16 protein-coding genes and 1 riboswitch are annotated in these 21,030 nt (G+C 53.7%); of the genes, 8 read left to right on the forward strand and 8 right to left on the reverse strand.

Annotation, left to right across the window (positions count from 1 at the left end; translation table 11 throughout):
• Positions 1 to 439: 439 nt before the first annotated feature.
• Together murI and btuB are read right to left on the reverse strand one after the other, a co-directional pair.
• The gene (murI, locus tag ACLJRE_RS19840; protein ID WP_023212190.1) at positions 440 to 1,291 is read right to left on the reverse strand and encodes a glutamate racemase; all 852 of its coding nucleotides are present in this window, start codon (positions 1,289 to 1,291) and stop codon (positions 440 to 442) included.
• Positions 1,236 to 3,080, reverse strand: a complete 1,845-nt coding sequence (gene btuB, locus ACLJRE_RS19845) for a TonB-dependent vitamin B12 receptor BtuB (protein ID WP_023212191.1) — start codon at positions 3,078 to 3,080, stop codon at positions 1,236 to 1,238. The genes murI and btuB overlap by 56 nt, the downstream gene beginning before the upstream one ends.
• A 65-nt stretch (positions 3,081 to 3,145) precedes the next feature.
• A riboswitch (cobalamin riboswitch) is annotated at positions 3,146 to 3,339 on the reverse strand.
• A gap of 114 nt (positions 3,340 to 3,453) precedes the next feature.
• Here btuB and trmA point away from each other — a divergent pair.
• Positions 3,454 to 4,554 carry a tRNA (uridine(54)-C5)-methyltransferase TrmA gene (gene trmA, locus ACLJRE_RS19850; RefSeq protein ID WP_023197536.1) on the forward strand — a complete coding sequence of 367 codons (1,101 nt, stop codon included), beginning with the start codon at positions 3,454 to 3,456 and terminating at the stop codon, positions 4,552 to 4,554.
• Between the two features lie 46 nt (positions 4,555 to 4,600).
• Here the strand turns inward: trmA and ACLJRE_RS19855 are convergent, their stop codons facing one another.
• Positions 4,601 to 4,960, reverse strand: coding sequence for a YijD family membrane protein (locus ACLJRE_RS19855; protein WP_000813838.1), 360 nt, complete (start codon positions 4,958 to 4,960; stop codon positions 4,601 to 4,603).
• Between the two features lie 15 nt (positions 4,961 to 4,975).
• Positions 4,976 to 5,611 carry an HTH-type transcriptional repressor FabR gene (gene fabR, locus ACLJRE_RS19860; protein ID WP_000971960.1) on the reverse strand — a complete coding sequence of 212 codons (636 nt, stop codon included), beginning with the start codon at positions 5,609 to 5,611 and terminating at the stop codon, positions 4,976 to 4,978.
• A gap of 198 nt (positions 5,612 to 5,809) precedes the next feature.
• On the opposite strand from fabR, the gene sthA reads away from it, so the two are divergent.
• Positions 5,810 to 7,210, forward strand: coding sequence for a Si-specific NAD(P)(+) transhydrogenase (gene sthA / locus ACLJRE_RS19865; protein ID WP_001120789.1), 1,401 nt, complete (start codon positions 5,810 to 5,812; stop codon positions 7,208 to 7,210).
• Here the strand turns inward: sthA and oxyR are convergent.
• The 4 genes from oxyR to argC form a co-directional block, all read right to left on the reverse strand.
• A complete protein-coding gene (oxyR, locus tag ACLJRE_RS19870) occupies positions 7,193 to 8,110 on the reverse strand; it encodes a DNA-binding transcriptional regulator OxyR (protein ID WP_001025919.1) in 918 nt (305 codons plus the stop codon). The genes sthA and oxyR overlap by 18 nt on opposite strands.
• 283 nt (positions 8,111 to 8,393) lie before the next feature.
• On the reverse strand, positions 8,394 to 9,770 hold the full coding sequence (gene argH / locus ACLJRE_RS19875) for an argininosuccinate lyase (protein ID WP_001230050.1): 1,377 nt from the start codon (positions 9,768 to 9,770) through the stop codon (positions 8,394 to 8,396).
• A gap of 117 nt (positions 9,771 to 9,887) precedes the next feature.
• Positions 9,888 to 10,664: an acetylglutamate kinase gene (gene argB / locus ACLJRE_RS19880; RefSeq protein ID WP_086776771.1), complete on the reverse strand. Its 777-nt coding sequence runs from the start codon at positions 10,662 to 10,664 to the stop codon at positions 9,888 to 9,890.
• Positions 10,665 to 10,671: 7 nt separating this feature from the next.
• Positions 10,672 to 11,676, reverse strand: a complete 1,005-nt coding sequence (gene argC / locus ACLJRE_RS19885) for an N-acetyl-gamma-glutamyl-phosphate reductase (protein ID WP_000935332.1) — start codon at positions 11,674 to 11,676, stop codon at positions 10,672 to 10,674.
• An 88-nt stretch (positions 11,677 to 11,764) separates the two neighbouring features.
• Between argC and argE the strand changes: the two genes are divergently transcribed.
• The 6 genes from argE (at position 11,765) to ACLJRE_RS19915 (ending at position 20,932) form a co-directional block, all read left to right on the forward strand.
• Entirely contained in the window at positions 11,765 to 12,916 is a 1,152-nt protein-coding gene (gene argE / locus ACLJRE_RS19890) for an acetylornithine deacetylase (RefSeq protein ID WP_023212192.1), read from the forward strand.
• Between the two features lie 391 nt (positions 12,917 to 13,307).
• Complete coding sequence (gene ppc / locus ACLJRE_RS19895; protein ID WP_001005549.1) at positions 13,308 to 15,959, forward strand: phosphoenolpyruvate carboxylase; 2,652 nt, start codon at positions 13,308 to 13,310, stop codon at positions 15,957 to 15,959.
• 210 nt (positions 15,960 to 16,169) lie between these two features.
• The gene (locus ACLJRE_RS19900) at positions 16,170 to 17,903 is read left to right on the forward strand and encodes a phosphoethanolamine transferase CptA (RefSeq protein WP_001528929.1); all 1,734 of its coding nucleotides are present in this window, start codon (positions 16,170 to 16,172) and stop codon (positions 17,901 to 17,903) included.
• A gap of 160 nt (positions 17,904 to 18,063) precedes the next feature.
• Positions 18,064 to 18,900, forward strand: coding sequence for a helix-turn-helix transcriptional regulator (locus tag ACLJRE_RS19905; protein WP_000274595.1), 837 nt, complete (start codon positions 18,064 to 18,066; stop codon positions 18,898 to 18,900).
• Between the two features lie 254 nt (positions 18,901 to 19,154).
• On the forward strand, positions 19,155 to 19,817 hold the full coding sequence (gene fsa / locus ACLJRE_RS19910) for a fructose-6-phosphate aldolase (protein WP_023212193.1): 663 nt from the start codon (positions 19,155 to 19,157) through the stop codon (positions 19,815 to 19,817).
• An 11-nt stretch (positions 19,818 to 19,828) separates the two neighbouring features.
• The gene (locus ACLJRE_RS19915) at positions 19,829 to 20,932 is read left to right on the forward strand and encodes a glycerol dehydrogenase (RefSeq protein WP_000374031.1); all 1,104 of its coding nucleotides are present in this window, start codon (positions 19,829 to 19,831) and stop codon (positions 20,930 to 20,932) included.
• Positions 20,933 to 21,030 lie beyond the last annotated feature (98 nt).

The following is a 21,030-nucleotide window of genomic DNA, read 5'->3' on the forward strand; positions in this document are numbered from 1 at the left end:
TTGCATGTGTTAGGCCTGCCGCCAGCGTTCAATCTGAGCCATGATCAAACTCTTCAATTTAAAAGTTTGATGCTCAATGAATTAAACTTCGTAATGAATTACGTGTTCACTCTTGAGACCTGGTATTCATTTTTCGTCCGAGGACGTTAAGAATCCGTATCTTCGAGTGCCCACACAGATTGTCTGATAAATTGTTAAAGAGCAGTGCCGCTTCGCTTTTTCTCAGCGGCGCGGGGTGTGCATATTACGCTTTCCCGCTTCAGAGTCAAGCGTTTATTTTCGCTTTTCTCCGTGAGGTTCTGGTCTGAACCCCGCTGACCCGGCGGCCTGTATGCCGTTGTTCCGTGTCAGTGGTGGCGCATTATAGGGAGTTATTTCTGCCTGACAAGAGGAAATTTAAAATAATTTTTCAAGTGCCTGGTATTTACCCAAAACGCCATTAAACCGCCAGTTTTTCGAGCGTTTCAAAGCCATAACGCTGTAAAACGGGTAATAATTGTTCAGCTCCTGGCGTCATTGCCATGCAATAAGCAATATTGGCATCGGTTGATTTCGCATCCGGCGCTTCATGTTCCAACAGCCAGGCTGTACGACGCGCTATCGCCGCGCCGGAATCCACTAACCGCGTCCCTTCGGGCAGGACTTGCAAAAGCTCCTCCCGTAATAGAGGGAAATGCGTACACCCCAGAACGACCGTGTCAGGCGGCTCCGGCATTCGTAGCCATGGGCGTAATATGCGGCGCAATTCTTCCAGCGATACCGAATCGCCATGTAATTTAGCTTCCGCCAGTTCCACCAGTTCTGCCGACCCCAACATCGCTATCTGACATTCATTGGCGAAGCGCGCAATCAGCTCGTGAGTATAAGGACGTTTGACCGTCGCTCTCGTCGCCAGTAGCCCGACGACGCCATTGGCGGTCAGCCGCGCCGCTGGTTTAATCGCAGGCACAACGCCCACCACCGGGAAGGCAAACTTTTCACGTAATGCGGGAAGTGAGACCGTACTGGCGGTATTGCAGGCAATCACCGCCAGTGAAAGGGGATAGCGCTGCTGTACCGCAGTCACAATCTCGACAACGCGCTCGACGATAAACGTTTCGCTCTTTTCCCCGTAGGGGAAAGCCACGTTATCGAAAGCATATATATAGTGGAGATCCGGCTGGAGCCGCCGAATCTCATCATAGACCGACAATCCACCGACGCCGGAATCAAATACCAGCACGGTGGGACGTGGTTCAGAAGGTGTAGCTGCCAGACAAGGTGTATTCTCGTCCTGCAGTTTGGTAGCCATAAACTGTCTCGTAATCTTTGTCGAACAGGTTGGCTATTTTACCACGAACTGTCAGATGTGAGGTGACCGGATATGCAACCGTAAGATCCCATAAACTGACGCCGCCCATTTTTACTGTCCGGTATGGGTAAGCGGAGTAATCCGAATCATAGCGGGAACCAAGGTATTGATATGTCACCCCCCAGTCAAAATCGAAAACGTCCCAGTCAAGTTGATATTTTGCCATCTGTTTGGAACGCCGCGGTAATGGCGTATCGGTAATCGCATTACGCGCATCAACGTAATCATAACTGACCGTATGCGTTAACGGTCCGGTATCGAAATTCGCCGTCGCCTCAATACCTTTAATGCGCGCCTTACCTTCGTTGTAATATTTTTGCAGATGATCGTCATAATCGATCATGTCATTAATATCGTTACGATAACCTGAAATACGCCAGCTGACGCCAGCGGTTAGCCCTTCAAATGCGCCTTCCCACTGTTTACTCTTTTCAGGATTCAGGTTCGGATTACCGTAATAACCATACAGTTGGCCCAAATTAGGCGCTTTGTAGGAGGTTCCGTAGGAAGCAATAAAGCGATAACCTTCTATAAACTCCCATCCCGCGCTGGTTTGCCATGTACCGTGACGACCAAACTGGGAGTTGTCATCACTGCGCGCCGCCGCTTCCAGAGTGAAGTCACCCAACTGTTGTAATCCTGTCAGGTAAACCCCGGTATTACGCTGGTCATATCCCTCGGGCACATAGCCGGTACCTGGCGTGGTAGTCTGTTTCTGCCAGTCTACGCCCGCCCCAACATTACCGTGCCCCACGACCACACTGTTGGTCCATTGAACATTGTACTGTTTCATCTCATCCAGCGTGGCGGAGGTATCATACCGGCCATAGTGCGGATCATAGTTGTAATCTTTACTGTGGCTATAGCTTGAAACCAGCTGAGACTGAATACGTTCGCCATTAAAGCGCAGCCCGGCGTCCCAGCTTTGGCTATAAAGTTTGCGTGTATCAATCAGCGGCGAGCCCGGCGAGTAATAGGCGTCGTAATCGGTACGGTTATCGTAGCCATAACCACGCACGAATCCGCTCCAGCGCTCAGAAAAGGTATGCTCTAACGCGCCATAAAGCGTTTTACTCAAAAAGCCGTCCCGGTCAGGCTGCGCCTGCATCCCGGTACCGCCTTTCGCTACCACGTCAAACCCTTTGGTGTATTCGTAATCGCCGATCAACGTCGCCCGCGTGTTTTCGCCAAGTTGCTGTTGCGTCGAGATGTCGTAATTCTGGTAGCTATTGCTTCCCCATCCAGCGGTTAATTCTGTGCCTGGGTTATCGCGCGTCGTAATGATATTTACTACGCCGCCGATAGCATCGGAACCATAAATAGCGGAGCGCGGACCGCGAATATATTCAATGCGCTGTACCAGCGACACCGGGAACTGGCTGAGATCGGCGGACCCGCTCACGCCTGCTAAATTCAGACGCACGCCGTCAATCAATACCAGTACATGGCTGGAGTTGGTGCCGCGAATGAAAATGGAGGAGTTTTGTCCGGCGCCGCCGCTCTGCGCAATATCGACGCCAGGCAAACGGCGCAGAACATCATTTACGGAGGTCGATTGCCAGTGTTCAATATCCTGACGCGTCACGATGGTAACGGGCGCCAGAACCGCGCTGCGCGGCTGCTGAAAACGGTTGGCGGTGACAACCAGGGTATCCGGGCTAGTGTCCTGCGCCCAAGCGGAAAAGGCCGTGACGGAGAACGCCGTCAGCAGCGTAGCTTTTTTAATCATTGTAAAGCATCCACAATATAAGAAGGATGCCGCAGGCTTCATCGATAGTACGCGATGATGAAAAACCAGATGCGACGTTAGCCGGCAGGTCTTCGGGCTTGGAGGGTTATCCGTTGGCTGGATAGCAGAAATGATGACTTCCCGCCGGAGGCAGTGTCTGCTTACGCTCTCATCTCACCTTTCCTTACCGCTGCGCGTCAGCTCCAGATTTTCACTGGATTCCCTATTAACTCACAGGACCGGCCCACGGATGCTACCGTCTGTCACAACACCCTGTCCAGACCGCGCATCACAAATCAGAAATCATCAATAGCTGGACATCCACTGAGCAATCCCTACAATCCCCGCGTACTTTTATTATTCAGGATGCGATATGACCCCCGAACATCTTCCGACAGAACAGTATGAGGCGCAGCTGGCCGAAAAAGTGGCGCGCTTGCAGAGTATGATGGCGCCGTTTTCTGGCCTGGTTCCGGAAGTATTTCGCTCGCCGGTCAGTCACTATCGTATGCGTGCGGAATTTCGGCTGTGGCATGACGGCGATGACCTGTACCACATTATGTTTGATCAGCAGACCAAAAGCCGGATTCGCGTTGACACCTTCCCGGCGGCCAGCCAACTGATTAATACCTTAATGAAGGCGATGATTGCCGGCGTGCGCGATAATCATGCACTGCGGCATAAGCTGTTCCAGATCGATTATCTCACGACCTTGAGCAACCAGGCGGTAGTGTCGTTGCTGTACCATAAGAAGCTGGACGAAGAGTGGCGTAAAGCCGCCACTGCGTTACGCGATGCTTTACGCGCGCAAGGTCTGAACGTACACCTGATTGGCCGGGCCACTAAAACTAAAATCGAATTGGATCAGGATTATATTGATGAGCGTCTGCCTGTGGCAGGTAAAGAGATGATCTACCGCCAGGTCGAAAACAGCTTTACGCAGCCAAACGCCGCCATGAATATTCAGATGTTAGAGTGGGCGCTGGAGGTGACGAAAGACTCAAAAGGCGATCTGCTTGAGTTGTATTGCGGCAACGGCAATTTTTCTTTAGCGCTGGCGCGCAATTTTGACCGCGTGCTGGCAACCGAAATCGCCAAACCGTCCGTCGCTGCCGCACAGTACAATATTACCGCTAATCATATTGATAATGTGCAAATTATTCGCATGGCGGCGGAAGAGTTTACCCAGGCGATGAATGGCGTTCGTGAGTTTAACCGCCTGCAGGGGATCGATCTGAAGCGCTATCAGTGCGAAACCATTTTTGTCGATCCGCCGCGCAGCGGTCTGGACAGCGAAACGGAGAAAATGGTGCAGGCTTATCCACGTATTCTGTACATTTCCTGCAATCCGGAAACGTTGTGCAAAAACCTGGAAACGTTAAGCCAGACGCACACGGTGTCTCGCCTGGCGCTATTCGATCAGTTCCCGTATACACATCATATGGAATGCGGGGTATTACTCACCGCAAGGTAAAATGTACGTCGGATGGCCGGTTATACCGCCATCCGGCATTCGCACGCTATTCCGCGGTGTCCTGCTTGCGGTTACGCAGCTTAAAGCCAATCCAGAATACCAGAATCACCGACAGCACCGCCGGGAAGAAATTAGAGCCAATATCCGGATATTCTGCACGCACGACGGTGCTATACAGTAAAACGCCAAGAATGAAACAGGCGGCGGCCAACCCCGGCAAACCTACCGGCATAGTACGATTTTGGTAGCGCTGATGCAGACAATATACCGTCAGCACCAGCGAGATAACCGGGAATACGGAGAACGGCACAATAGCGCTAAACAGCGCCGCGAATGTGCCGTTAATCGATAAGCCAGCGATGAGCGCCAGCAACAGCGTACCTTTATCTTGACCTGACTGTTTCATTACTCGTCCTTCACGTTATTCGGAATGATGTGCCATTTTCTCTTGCTCACGGCGATACCAGTAATACGCCCCTTTCGCAATCATGCGCAGTTGCAATACCAGCCGCTCTTCTAATTGCCGACGCTGTTCAGCGCCGATGTCCAACGCCTCTGCGCCCGCGCTAAAAACAATAGTCACCATCGCTTCGGCCTGGGCTTCAGTAAACGCGCGCGGCATATGGTTTTCGAGTTCCAGATAGTCGGCAAGTTCCGCAATAAAATGCTGAATCTCCCGCGCGACGGCGGCACGAAACGCCGCTGAAGTGCCGGAACGCTCGCGCAACAACAGACGGAAGGCGTTGGGATTGTTGCCGATAAACTCCATAAATGTAGAGACCGACGTGCGAATGACGCTGCCGCCTTTCGCGATGCGCTGTCGCGCCTGACGCATCAACTGACGCAGCATCAGACCGCTTTCATCCACCATCGTCAGACCGAGTTCATCGACATCGCGAAAATGACGGTAAAACGACGTTGGCGCAATGCCTGCTTCACGCGCCACTTCACGCAAACTCAGGCTGGCGAAACTCCGCTCAGCGCTCAGTTGGCTGAATGCGGCTTCCACCAGCGAACGCCGGGTTTTTTCTTTTTGTTGCGCTCTAACACCCATCACAATGTCTGAATCCTTCCATATGCCTTATTCGGCACTATACCAGAGAATAAAAGTAACGGGTTCACACTGGATTGTGAATGATTGTTTACAGACAGTTTGTGCTCCGGCTTCGCAAAAAAGCACAACGATAATTGGGTTAAAGCTGGGCAAATGTTATCATCGTGTTTATTTTATGTATAAAAACAGGTGAGTAATACCATGCCACATTCCTGGGATTATGATGCAGTCGTCATAGGGTCAGGCCCCGGCGGTGAAGGCGCTGCAATGGGTCTGGTTAAGCAAGGAGCACGCGTCGCGGTGATTGAGCGTTATCATAACGTTGGCGGCGGATGTACCCACTGGGGCACCATTCCATCCAAAGCCCTTCGCCACGCAGTCAGCCGCATTATTGAATTTAATCAAAACCCGCTCTATAGCGACCACTCCCGTCTTCTTCGTTCTTCATTCGCCGATATCCTTAATCATGCCGATAACGTGATTAATCAACAAACGCGTATGCGTCAGGGGTTTTATGAGCGTAACCACTGTGAAATCTTGCAGGGCAACGCCCATTTTATTGACGAACATACCCTGGCGCTGGAATGCCATGACGGCACGGTTGAAACCCTGACGGCAGAAAAATTTGTTATTGCCTGTGGTTCGCGTCCTTACCATCCCAATGATGTGGATTTCTCGCATCCGCGCATTTATGACAGCGACTCAATCCTGAGTCTCCACCATGAACCGCGCCACGTTATTATTTACGGCGCCGGCGTTATCGGCTGCGAATATGCGTCCATCTTCCGCGGTATGGATGTGAAAGTGGATCTGATCAACACCCGCGATCGCCTGCTGGCCTTTCTCGATCAGGAGATGTCCGACTCTCTCTCTTACCATTTCTGGAATAGCGGCGTGGTTATTCGCCACAATGAAGAGTATGAGAAAATCGAAGGCTGCGATGATGGCGTCATCATGCACCTGAAATCCGGTAAAAAACTGAAGGCTGACTGCCTGCTCTATGCTAATGGCCGTACCGGTAACACCGATTCGCTGGCGCTGGAGAATATTGGTCTGGAAACAGACAGCCGTGGACAGCTCAAAGTCAACAGTATGTACCAGACCGCCCTGCCGCACGTCTATGCGGTGGGCGACGTGATTGGCTATCCCAGTCTGGCCTCCGCCGCCTACGATCAGGGACGTATTGCAGCGCAGGCGCTGGTGAAAGGCGAAGCGACCGCACATCTTATCGAAGATATCCCCACCGGGATTTATACCATTCCGGAAATCAGTTCTGTCGGCAAAACCGAGCAGCAGTTAACGGCAATGAAAGTGCCTTACGAAGTGGGCCGCGCGCAATTTAAGCATCTGGCGCGAGCGCAAATCGTCGGCATGAACGTCGGCACGCTAAAAATTCTCTTCCACCGCGAAACCAAAGAAATTCTGGGGATTCACTGCTTTGGCGAACGCGCCGCCGAAATTATTCATATCGGCCAGGCGATCATGGAGCAGAAAGGTGGCGGTAACACCATCGAATACTTCGTTAACACCACCTTTAACTACCCAACCATGGCGGAAGCTTATCGGGTTGCGGCGTTGAACGGCTTAAACCGCCTGTTTTAACGCCTTGTCGAAATGGCCATCCATTGCGCCACGGATGGCCTCTGCCAGTTGCTCATAACGGCTACGCAGCGGCGATCCCGGGCGATAAACCAGCCCCACGGTACGACGCGGCTCCGGCTTAATGCATGGCAGATAAACCACGCCGTCGCGCTTACGCTCCTGCGGTACGGCCAGCGCCGGGAGTAGTGTAATACCACTGCCCGCCGCCACCATGTTGCGCAGCGTTTCCAGACTGGTCGCCCGGAAATGGGTATCTTCATCCGCTCCCGCTTCAAAACAGAACCCCATCGCCTGATCGCGCAGACAGTGGCCATCTTCCAGCATCAGCAATTTCTCGCCCGCCAGATCGGACATCGGCACGCGATCGCGATTCGCCCACGGATGATCCTCATAAATAGCCAGCATCATGGGCTCATCAAACAGCGGCACTTCGATAAACGCCTCGCTCTCTTTCACCAGCGCCAGAATAGCGCAGTCAAGCTTGCCGCTATCGAGTTGCGCTAACAGCTGGTGCGTTTGCGCCTCATGCAGATACATTTCCAGCTTCGGGAAAGTCTGGTGCAACATTGGAATGATAAGCGGCAGCAAATAGGGACCAATTGTTGGGATTAAACCAATATGCAGCGGGCCGGACATCGTCTCGCCTTGTTGGCTTGCCATCTCCTTGAGCACCTTGACCTCACGCAGTACGGTACGCGCCTGATCCACCAGCAGTAAGCCCGCCTGGGTAAACAGCACCTTACGGCTCGTACGCTCCAGCAGCATAACGCCCAGCTCATCTTCCAGCTTACGTATTTGCCCACTAAGGGTTGGCTGGCTGACGTGACAGGAGTCCGCCGCTCGCCGGAAATGGCGATGTTCGGCTAACGCCACCAGATATTCAAGATCACGAATATTCATTATTCATCCTCCGTCGCCACGATAGTTCATGGCGATAGGTAGCATAGCAACGAACGATTATCCCTATCAACCTTTCTGATTAATAATACATCACAGAACGGAGCGGTTTCTCGTTTAACCCTTGAAAACACCACCCGTTCAGAGGGTATCTCTCGAACCCGAAATAACTAAAGCCAACGTGAACTTTTGCGGACCTCTGGTCCGCTTTTTTTTGCGTAAAAAAGCCCGGCGTCGCTGATGCTCGGCCGGGCAGTATTACCTGATAGCGCTACGCTTATAAGGCCTACAACGCGAGGCGCGCCCTGGCATCGTCGATGGCCTGCGCCACCTGCTGCGGAGAAACGCCGCCTTTTGCCGCCCGTTTATCCAGACACGACTGCAAAGACAATATCGGATACACATCGTCGCCAATCACGCGGCTGAATTTCTGTAAATCGGCCAGCGGCAACGCTTCCAGCGGCTTACCCTGGCGAATAGCTTCTACCACCGCTTCGCCGACAATATGGTGCGCTTCGCGGAACGGCACGCCTTTCGCGACCAGGTAATCCGCCAGCTCCGTGGCGTTGGCATACCCCTGTTGCGCCGCGTCCTGACAACGTAGGCGTTTCACCTGAATACCGTCCAGCACCAACGCCGCCATATGCAGGCAGTCAAGCCAGGTATCGAGCGCATCGAACAGCCCTTCTTTGTCTTCCTGCATATCTTTGTTATACGCCAGCGGCAGACCTTTTAAGGTCATCATCATGCCGGTTAGTGCCCCTTGTACGCGACCGCACTTACCGCGAATCAGCTCCAGCGCGTCCGGGTTTTTCTTCTGCGGCATTAACGATGAACCGGAAGTCACGCGGTCAGAAAGCTCTACAAAACCCGCTTCACCAGAATTAAAGAAAATCAGATCTTCCGCGAAGCGTGACAGATGCACCATGCCGATAGCCGCATCAGAAAGCAGTTCCAGTACGTGGTCACGATCGGACACGCTGTCCAGGCTGTTGCGGGTCGCAGACGTAAAGCCCAGCCAGCCTGCCAATTGTTCACGGTCAATTTCATAGGCCGTTCCCGCCAACGCGCCGCAACCTAGCGGACTCACGTCCAGACGTTTAAGCGTGTCCTGCAGGCGGCTTTCATCGCGCGCCAGCATTTCGACATACGCGAGACACCAGTGGGCGAAAGTCACCGGCTGCGCGCGTTGCAGATGGGTATATCCCGGCATTACCGCGTCCTGGTTCGCCTGCGCGGTTTCCACCAGCGCGCTCTGTAGCTGGCGGTTAGCGGTAAGCAGTTCCCTCACCGTCTCTTTGCACCACAGTTTCAGGTCCGTCGCCACCTGATCGTTACGGCTGCGTCCGGTGTGCAGCTTTTTACCCAACTGACCCACTTTGTCGATGAGCTTACCTTCCACCCAGCTATGGATATCTTCCGCATCGCTTTGCAGGATTTGCTGCGGATTCGCGCGAACCTCTTCCAGCAGCACGTTCAGCGCTTCTTCCAACTGTCGTTGCTCATCGGCAGTCAGTACGCCTACCGTGACCAATGCTTTGGACCAGGCCACAGAACCGACAATATCCTGCTCCGCCAGACGGTAATCGAAGCGCAACGAATCATTGAATTGTTTAAACCGCTGGTCTGCCGCCTGTGTAAAACGCCCACCCCAAAGTGCCATAATAGACTTCCTTAAATTCTTCGAATTTCACTGCCGGATGGCGCTACGCTTATCCGGCCTATAATTTCTGTTCACGTAGGCCCGATAAGGCGCAGCCGCCATCGGGCGAACAAATAGTTAAGCCAGAATACGCGTGCCAATCGGCGTGCCGTTAAACAGCGCCGGCAGTTGCTCCGCATGACGCCAGGAAGCGATATCCACAGGGCGACCCAGCGCCCGCGCAGCATCGAGGGCCGCATTCACTTTCACAATCATCCCGTCGGTAATAATGCCCTGGTCGATAAGCTGCTCGGCTTTGGACGCCGTCATTTCGGCGATACGCTGGCCTTTGCCGTCCAGAATACCGCTCACGTCAGAAAGCAGGATCAGATCGGCCCCCAGCGTCGCCGCCAGCGCGGTTGCCGCCTGATCGGCGTTGACGTTCATCAGTTGGCCGTCGTCTGTTACGCCAATGGAGCTGACCACCGGCAGAAAGCCATTTTCCAGCAGCATGTTAATCAGCTTCGGCGACCCCGGCTGTGCCAGCCCGACGTGGCCTAAAGCTTCATCGAGTTGGGTCACTTTTACGCTGTCGCCATCGCCCAGAAACAGACCAACAGAGGCGATATGGTGTTTCTTCGCCCAGGCCAGCAGAGTTTTGTTAGCGGTTCCCGCCAGCGCGCCGGTAATGATGCCAATCTGATCGGCAGGCGTCACGCGCAGGCCGTCTTTCTTTTTCACTGGCAAATTAAGCCCTTTCATCAGCTCATCCACCACGCAACCGCCGCCGTGAACAATCACCAGCGGACGCTGATGGGACTCACGATAGTTGACCAGCGCGGTAAAAAGACGTTCCAGAGCCTCTTCGCTATCCAGTAATACGCCACCCAGCTTGATAATTAATGGATTCATCATTTCACCCTTAAATAAGAGACTGCGTTTCAGCGAAGCCAAAACGAATATTAGCGCACTGCACCGCCTGCGCCGCTGCGCCTTTCAACAAGTTGTCTTCGGTTGCCACCACAATCAGATGTTCGCCCTGGACGGCAAAACCAATATCGCAGAACGGCAGCCCGACGACGTTCTTTAACGCCGGAACGCCTTTGTCATACAGGCGCACCAGCGGTTTGTCGCCATAGGCTTTTTGCAACACGTCGGCGACCTGCGCATGGGTTACTCCCGCTTTCAGGCGGCAGGTAATGGTTTCCAGAATCCCGCGCGGGAAATTCCCCAGATGCGGGGTGAAGATGACCTCCGCGCCCAGATGGGCGGCGATTTCCGGCTGATGACGATGCGTAAACACGCCATACGGTTGCAAACTCACTTCACAGAAACTGTTCGATATTGCCGCCTTGCGCCCCGCGCCGCTCACCCCGCTGGTGGCATTAATTACCGGCCACTGCGTCAGATCCAAAAGACCGCCGTCAATCAGCGGTTTTAGCGACAACTGCGCTGCGGTTGGATAGCAACCAGGAACCGCAATCAGATTCGCCGTGTTCAGTTTATCGGCATTCCACTCCGCCAGACCGTACACCGCCTGCTCCAGCAGCTCAGGATACTGATGAGTAAATCCGTAGTACTTTTCATAGAAGGCGCGATCATTTACCCGAAACGCGCCGGAAAGATCGAATACGACGCATCCGGCCTGTAAAAATTGCGGCGCCAGATCGTGGCTCACTTCATGCGCTGTCGCCAGGAACACCACATCAACATCTGCACTAAAATCACGTACATCCGACATCGGTTGCAATGGCAGGTCGACAATCCCTTTTAACTGCGGATGTAAATCAGAAATTAACTTTCCTGCATCATTGCTTTGCGCTGAGACGGTCAAAGCGGTTATGGTCATATGTGGGTGGCGATTTACGTAGCTTACAAGCTCTGCGCCCGCATAACCGCTAGCGCCTACAATCAGCGTATTCAACATCGGGTTCCTTTATGCTCAACGTTAATGTATTTTTATTCATAATTAATGCATGAATATTGATACTATCATGACCTGAGGTGTGTCAACAATGAAAAACGTTTTACCGCCATTTATCGAGATTTACCGCGCTCTGATTGCCACACCGTCGATAAGCGCAACCGAAGAATCCCTGGATCAAAGTAATGCGTCTTTAATCACTTTGCTTGCAGGCTGGTTCAGCGATCTTGGTTTCAACGTAGAGGTTCAACCGGTTCCAGGAACGCGAAACAAATTCAATATGCTCGCCAGCACCGGACATGGCGCGGGCGGTTTGCTGCTGACCGGCCATACCGACACGGTTCCCTTTGATGACGGACGCTGGACGCGCGACCCGTTCACGCTGACCGAGCACAACAATAAGCTCTATGGTCTGGGCACTGCGGATATGAAAGGCTTCTTCGCTTTTATTCTGGACGCGCTACGTGACGTTGACGTCACAAAGTTGAAAAAGCCGCTCTACATTCTGGCGACCGCCGATGAAGAGACCAGCATGGCGGGGGCGCGTTATTTTTCCGAAACCACGGCATTACGTCCGGACTGCGCGATCATTGGCGAACCGACGTCGTTGCAACCGATACGCGCGCACAAAGGGCATATCTCTAATGTCGTTCGCGTCCTGGGGCAGTCCGGCCATTCCAGCGACCCGGCGCGTGGGGTTAACGCCATTGAACTGATGCACGATGCGATTGGCCATATCATGCAACTGCGTGACTCGCTGAAAGCGCGGTATCACTACGAGGCGTTTACCGTTCCGTATCCAACGCTGAATCTGGGCCATATCCACGGCGGCGATGCCTCAAACCGTATCTGCGCCTGCTGCGAATTGCATATGGATATTCGTCCACTGCCGGGCATGACGTTAAACGACCTTAATGGACTGCTTAACGACGCGCTGGCCCCGGTAAGCGAACGCTGGCCGGGCCGCCTGACGGTGGCAGAATTACATCCACCGATTCCAGGTTACGAGTGTCCACCGGACCACCAACTGGTTGAAGTAGTAGAAAAACTGTTGGGAACAAAAACCGACGTGGTGAACTACTGTACTGAAGCGCCGTTTATGCAGACATTATGCCCAACGCTGGTGCTTGGTCCGGGCTCAATTAATCAGGCGCATCAGCCGGATGAATATCTCGAAACGCGTTTTATTAAGCCAACCCGGGAATTGATTACCCAGGTAGTACATCATTTTTGCTGGCATTAATGCATATTGCCCGGTGACACGATGTTTACCGGGCCTCCCCCGTCTTGTAGGCCGGATAAGCGCAGCGCCATCCGGCATCTCTACGCCACATGTTCATAAGCATTTCTTATTTGGCACGATGCGAATTAACTTTAATAAATTACCGCCATTTTTTCGTTTGCTGAACCGATTTCGCAGTAATTGACGCCACGGGTTTTACGTGGCTTTATAAAGATGAGAAGTGATGTGAAAAAGCTTGGTCCGAAAGATTTCGCGTTGCGGCAAGACGGCAAACGAGCACATCCCAGGGAGCTTACATAAGTAAGTGACCTGGGTGGGAGAGCGCAGCCAACGCCGCCGCAGCGTGAAAGATGCAGGACAATTACAACAGAGATGGGGTGTCTGGGATCATATGAACGAACAATATTCCGCGTTGCGTAGTAATGTCAGTATGCTCGGCAAGGTGCTGGGAGAAACCATCAAGGATGCGCTGGGAGAACACATTCTTGATCGCGTAGAAACAATCCGTAAGCTATCCAAATCTTCACGCGCCGGCAATGAAGCTAATCGCCAGGAGCTGCTCACCACGCTACAAAATTTGTCTAATGACGAGCTACTGCCAGTTGCGCGCGCGTTTAGTCAGTTCCTGAACCTGGCCAATACTGCCGAGCAATACCACAGCATTTCGCCAAAAGGCGAAGCCGCCAGCAACCCGGAAGTGATTGCCCGCACTCTGCGCAAACTGAAAAACCAACCGGACCTCAACGACGCAACCATCAAAAAAGCGGTAGAGTCGCTGTCTTTGGAGTTGGTGCTAACCGCCCACCCGACAGAAATTACCCGCCGTACGCTTATTCACAAGATGGGTGAAATCAATAACTGTCTGAAACAGCTTGATAATACCGATATCGCCGACTACGAACGCCACCAGGTGATGCGTCGCCTGCGCCAGTTGATTGCCCAATCCTGGCATACGGATGAGATCCGCAAGCAGCGCCCAAGCCCGGTGGATGAAGCCAAATGGGGCTTCGCCGTGGTTGAGAACAGCCTGTGGCAGGGCGTACCTAACTATCTGCGTGAACTGAACGAACAGCTGGAAGAAAATCTCGGCTACAAATTGCCGGTGGATTTTGTGCCGGTACGTTTTACCTCCTGGATGGGCGGCGACCGTGACGGCAACCCGAACGTGACGGCGGATATCACCCGCCACGTGCTCTTGTTAAGCCGCTGGAAAGCCACCGATCTGTTCCTGAAAGACATTCATGTTCTGGTATCAGAACTGTCGATGGTCGACGCCACGCCGGAGCTGCTGGCGTTAGTGGGCGAAGAAGGCGCGTCTGAGCCGTATCGCTACCTGATGAAAAAATTGCGCGCCCGTCTGATGGCGACCCAGTCCTGGCTGGAAGCGCGTCTGAAAGGCGAGAAACTGCCCAAACCGGATGGCCTGCTGACGCAAAACGAGCAGCTCTGGGAACCTCTGTACGCCTGCTACCAGTCGTTACAGGCCTGCGGCATGGGCATTATCGCCAACGGCGAGTTACTCGACACGCTCCGCCGCGTGAAGTGTTTCGGCGTACCGCTGGTGCGTATTGATATCCGTCAGGAGAGCACCCGCCATACCGAAGCGCTGGGCGAAATTACCCGCTACCTTGGTATTGGCGACTACGAAAGCTGGTCGGAAGCCGACAAGCAGGCCTTCCTGATCCGCGAGCTGAACTCCAAACGTCCGCTGCTGCCGCGTAACTGGGAGCCGAGCAACGATACCCGCGAAGTGCTTGAAACCTGCAAGGTTATTGCCGAAGCGCCAAAAGGGTCGATCGCCGCCTACGTAATTTCAATGGCGAAAACGCCGTCTGATGTGCTGGCTGTGCATCTGCTGCTGAAAGAGGCAGGTATCGGCTTTGCCATGCCGGTCGCGCCGCTGTTTGAAACCCTCGACGACCTGAACAACGCCGACGACGTGATGACCCAGTTGTTGAATATCGACTGGTATCGCGGGCTGATTCAGGGTAAGCAGATGGTCATGATCGGCTACTCCGACTCGGCGAAAGACGCCGGCGTTATGGCCGCGTCATGGGCGCAGTATCAGGCGCAGGACGCCCTGATCAAAACTTGTGAAAAAGCCGGCATCGAGCTCACCCTCTTCCACGGCCGCGGCGGCTCTATTGGCCGTGGCGGCGCGCCAGCCCACGCGGCGCTGCTTTCGCAACCACCAGGCAGTCTGAAAGGCGGCCTGCGCGTGACCGAGCAGGGCGAGATGATCCGCTTCAAATACGGCCTGCCGGAAGTCACCGTCAGCAGCCTGTCGCTCTACACCAGCGCAATTCTGGAAGCAAACCTGCTGCCGCCGCCGGAACCGAAAGACAGCTGGCGTCATATTATGGATGAGCTTTCCGTCATCTCCTGTGAAACCTACCGCGGCTACGTGCGCGAAAATAAAGACTTTGTACCGTACTTCCGCTCCGCGACGCCGGAGCAAGAGCTGGGCAAATTGCCGCTCGGCTCACGTCCGGCGAAACGTCGTCCAACTGGCGGCGTCGAATCGCTGCGCGCGATTCCGTGGATCTTCGCCTGGACGCAAAACCGCCTGATGCTGCCAGCCTGGCTGGGCGCGGGTACTGCGCTGCAAAAAGTGGTGGAAGACGGTAAACAAAGCGAACTGGAAGCCATGTGCCGCGACTGGCCGTTCTTCTCCACGCGTCTTGGGATGCTGGAAATGGTGTTCTCAAAAGCCGACCTGTGGCTGGCCGACTATTACGATCAGCGCCTGGTGGCGAAAACGCTTTGGCCGCTGGGCAAAGAGCTACGAGACCTGCTGGAAGAAGACATTAAAGTGGTGCTGGCGATTGCCAACGATTCGCACCTGATGGCCGACTTACCGTGGATTGCGGAGTCCATTCAGTTAAGAAACGTTTATACCGATCCATTAAACGTGTTGCAGGCCGAATTGCTGTATCGTTCCCGTCTGACTGAAGAGCAGGGCAAATCGCCCGATCCTCGCGTCGAACAGGCATTGATGGTCACGATTGCGGGCGTCGCCGCCGGTATGCGCAACACCGGCTAACGCCAAAAGAAAGCCGCCCTCACGCAGTTATGTGGGGGCGGCATGAAATACTGCTGTCATCCTGGTCATTTTTTCAATATATTCCTGTCTGCATTTTATGCATTTGTAAATCTTTCTTAGCAAAACGTGCGGCATAAAGCAGGTTTGCTTCAGATTCTTTTAAGGTTCAGGCGTTACGTTTGGCGCTACGATTAAAGACAGGCTCTCATTATGCAATCCACATTACTCCAGACTAAACCCGCGTTTAGCTGGAAAGCCCTGGGCTGGGCACTGCTCTACTTTTGGTTCTTTTCCACCCTCCTGCAGGCCATTATTTATCTCACCGGATACAGTGGGACAAACGGTCTGCGGGATTCGCTACTGTACAGCTCACTGTGGCTGATCCCGGTCTTTCTGTTTCCAGGCCGCATCCGGGTTATTGCTGCCGTTATTGGCGTCGTACTCTGGGCCGCCTCGCTGGCGGCGCTGAGCTATTACGTAATCTACGGGCAGGAGTTCTCGCAAAGCGTGCTGTTTGTGATGTTTGAAACCAACGCCAATGAAGCCAGCGAATATTTAAGCCAATATTTCAGTCTGAAAATTGTTCTTGTCGCGCTGGCTTATACGGTGGCGGCGATTTTGCTGTGGACACGTCTGCGCCCGGTTTATATTCCATCCCCCTGGCGTTATCTGGTGTCGTTTGCCCTGCTGTACGGGCTGATCCTCCATCCCATCGCGATGAATACCTTTATCAAGCATAAGTCGATGGAGAAAACGCTGGATAGCCTGGCGTCACGAATGGAACCCGCAGCGCCGTGGCAATTTATTACTGGCTACTATCAGTACCGTTTACAGCTCGCCTCGCTGAATAAACTGCTGAATGAAAACGATGCCCTGCCGCCGCTGGCTAACTTCAAAGACCACTCCGGCGATGCGCCGCGCACGCTGGTACTGGTGATTGGCGAATCGACCCAGCGTGGCCGTATGAGTCTGTACGGTTATCCGCGCGAAACCACGCCGGAACTGGACGCGCTGCATAAAACCGACCCCGGGCTGACCGTGTTTAATAACGTGGTAACTTCGCGACCGTACACCATTGAGATTCTGCAACAGGCGCTAACGTTCGCGGACGAAAAGAACCCGGACTGGTATCTGACGAAGCCATCGCTGATGAATATGATGAAACAGGCCGGGTATAAAACCTTCTGGATCACTAACCAGCAGACGATGACGGCGCGTAATACCATGCTGACCGTGTTCTCTAAGCAGACTGATAAGCAGTTCTATATGAACCAGCAGCGCACTCAAAGCGCACGCGAATATGACAGCAACGTGCTGGCGCCGTTTAAAGCGGTGTTAGCCGACCCGGCGCCGAAAAAATTCATTATTGTGCATCTGCTGGGAACGCACATTAAATACAAGTTCCGCTATCCAGAAAACCAGGGCAAGTTTGATGGTAAAACTGACCATGTTCCGCCGGGATTAAGCAGTGACGAGCTAGAATCGTATAATGATTACGACAACGCGAACCTGTATAACGACTATGTTGTCGCCAGCCTGATTAAGGACTATAAAGCGACCGATCCGAACGGTTTCCTGCTCTATTTCTCCGATCACGGTGAAGAAGTGTATGACACGCCGCCGCATAAGACGCAGGGACGAAACGAAGATTCGCCAACCCGTCATATGTATACGGTGCCGTTCCTGCTGTGGACCTCAGAGAAATGGCAGGCGGCGCATCCGCGCGACTTCTCACAGGATGTCGATCGTAAGTACAGCAGTTCCGAGCTTATCCATACCTGGTCGGACTTAGCGGGCCTGACCTATGATGGTTACGACCCGACGCGTTCCATCACCAACCCGCAGTTCAAAGAGACCACGCGCTGGATTGGCAACCCGTATAAGAAAAATGCGCTGATTGATTATGATACGTTGCCGTATGGCGATCAGGTCGGTAATCAATAGCCTATATGCTGCCCGATAACGCTAACGCTTATCGGGCCTGGCGTTCTTCTCTCCCGTAGTCCGGATAAGGCGCAAAGCGCCGCTATCCGGCAATAATCGCTTGAGGACATCGGTTTTCGACGTTACTGTTTCCTCTGTTTGCGATCGGCAGGGGATTATCATGTATCACGACGTCAGCCACCTTCTCTCCCGTCTCATCAACGGTCCGCTGCCGCTGCGCCAGATTTATTTTGCCAGCGCCAGCGGCCCAGCGCCGGAACTGGCGTACCAGGTGGATTTTCCGCGGCTGGAGATTGTGCTGGAGGGCGAGCTTACTGACATGAGCATTACCGCCCCGCTCATTCCTTGCGATGTTCTCTACGTTCCGGCTGGCGGCTGGAACATCCCGCAGTGGCAAACGCCCGTCACCACCCTGAGCATTCTGTTTGGCAAACAGCAGTTAGGTTTCAGCGTAGTCCACTGGGATGGTCAGCAGCATCAAAACCTCACGAAACAGCACGTTGCGCGCCGCGGCCCGCGTATAGGCTCGTTCCTGTTACAAACGCTTAATGAGATGCAGATGCAGCCGCAAGAGCAGCAAACGGCCAGATTGATTGTCGCCAGCCTACTAAGCCATTGCCGCGATCTGCTCGGCAGCCAAATCCAGACCGCCTCCCGCAGCCGCGCGCTTTTTGAAGCCATTCGGGAGTATATTGATGAACGCTACGCCGCGCCGTTGACGCGCGAATCGGTAGCACAGGCGTTTTATATCTCGCCAAATTACCTCTCGCACCTGTTCCAGAAAACGGGGGCCATCGGCTTTAACGAATACCTGAACCATACGCGACTGGAACACGCCAAAACGTTGCTGAAGGGCTATGACCTGAAAGTGAAAGAGGTGGCGCACCGCTGCGGCTTTGTCGACAGTAACTATTTCTGCCGCCTGTTTCGCAAAAATACGGAACGCTCGCCGTCGGAGTATCGCCGCCAGTATCACAGCCAGCTAACGGAGAAATAATCCACACGCCAATAAAGAGAATACAGTAGATAAAACGCGCATTTACTGGATTATTGTAATATCAATGCAAAAACCTCACTCCCCCACATGGCATACAACAGCACGTTATACGCTAATCATCACCAACTTGTGAAGTAAATCACACTTTACCAAGAGCATCACATTTGTCCAGTTTTTGGCAGATTTGTCACATAGCGCATCCGGGACACGCTCCTTTATCCTGTCCATAACGAAAACTCACGAAGAGAAAGACTATGGAACTCTATCTGGATACCGCTAACGTAGCGGAAGTTGAACGTCTGGCGCGCATTTTCCCGATTGCCGGCGTCACCACCAATCCAAGCATTGTGGCAGCCAGCAAAGAACCTATCTGGGATGTGCTGCCCAGGCTGCAAAACGCCATCGGCGAAGAAAGCACTTTATTTGCGCAGACCATGAGCCGCGACGCAAAAGGGATGGTGGAAGAAGCCAAACGGCTGAATAACGCCATCCCCGGCATTGTGGTTAAAATTCCGGTGACCGCCGAAGGTCTTGCAGCGATTAAATTGCTGAAAAAAGAAGGCATCGTGACGCTGGGCACCGCCGTCTACAGCGCATCGCAGGGCCTGCTGGCGGCGCTGGCGGGCGCAAAATATGTCGCTCCCTACGTCAACCGCGTTGATGCGCAGGGCGGCGATGGCATTCGTATGGTTCAGGAGCTGCAAACGCTACTGGAACATCACGCTCCCGACAGCATGGTGCTGGCGGCCAGCTTTAAAACACCGCGGCAGGCGCTGGATTGCTTACTGGCAGGTTGCCAGGCGATTACCCTTCCTTTAGATGTAGCGCAACAAATGCTCAATACGCCTGCGGTAGAGTCAGCAATAGAGAAGTTTGAGCAAGACTGGAAAAACGCTTTTGGTAATCTGAACCTGTAGGGGAGAAATGTATGGATCGCATTATTCAGTCACCAGGTAAGTATATTCAGGGTGCAAACGTCATCGCGCGTCTTGGCGATTATTTAAAACCAATGGCGAACAACTGGCTGGTTGTGGGCGATAAATTCGTGCTGGGATTTGCCGAAGAGACGCTGCGCAAAAGCCTGACGGATGCCGGTTTGTCAGTAGAAATCGCCCCGTTTGGCGGCGAATGTTCGCAAAATGAGATCGACAGGCTGCGCGCCGTCGCCGAAAAAAGTCAGTGTGGCGCCGTACTGGGTATCGGCGGCGGTAAAACGCTGGATACCGCCAAAGCGCTGGCGCATTTTATGAACGTCCCGGTCGCTATCGCGCCGACCATCGCCTCTACCGACGCACCGTGCAGCGCGCTCTCGGTTATTTATACCGATGCCGGTGAGTTTGACCGTTATCTGTTGCTGCCGCATAACCCGAATATGGTCATTGTCGATACGCAGATAGTGGCGGGCGCGCCGGCGCGTCTGCTGGCAGCCGGTATCGGCGATGCACTGGCGACCTGGTTTGAAGCGCGCGCCTGCTCACGCAGCGGCGCCACCACAATGGCGGGCGGCAAGTGTACACAGGCCGCGCTGGCGCTGGCGGAGCTATGCTATAACACGCTGATCGAAGAAGGCGAAAAAGCCATGTTGGCCGCCGAACAGCACGTCGTCACGCCAGCGCTGGAGCGCGTCATCGAAGCCAACACCTACCTGAGCGGGGTCGGTTTTGAAAGCGGCGGTCTGGCCGCAGCGCACGCGATTCATAACGGTTTAACGGCGATTCCGGATGCGCACCACTATTATCACGGTGAGAAGGTCGCTTTCGGTACGCTGACGCAACTGGTGCTGGAAAACGCGCCGGTCGAAGAAATCGAAACCGTTGCGGCGCTGTGCCATTCCGTTGGCCTGCCGATTACGCTGGCGCAACTGGATATTAAACAGGATATCCCGGCCAAAATGCGCACCGTCGCGGAAGCCTCCTGCGCAGAAGGTGAAACTATTCATAACATGCCTGGCGGCGCAACGCCGGATGAAGTGTACGCCGCGCTGCTGGTCGCCGACCAGTACGGTCAACGCTTCTTGCAGGAATGGGAATAAGGTCGGCTTGCAATGAAAAATCCCCGCAATTGCGCGGGGATTTTTTTGCCCGGTGGGCATATGAGACGGTAGGCCGGATAAGCGTTAGCGTCATCCGG

Origin of the sequence: Salmonella sp. SAL04157 (assembly GCF_046551635.1) — a bacterium.
Taxonomy (GTDB): domain Bacteria; phylum Pseudomonadota; class Gammaproteobacteria; order Enterobacterales; family Enterobacteriaceae; genus Salmonella; species Salmonella enterica.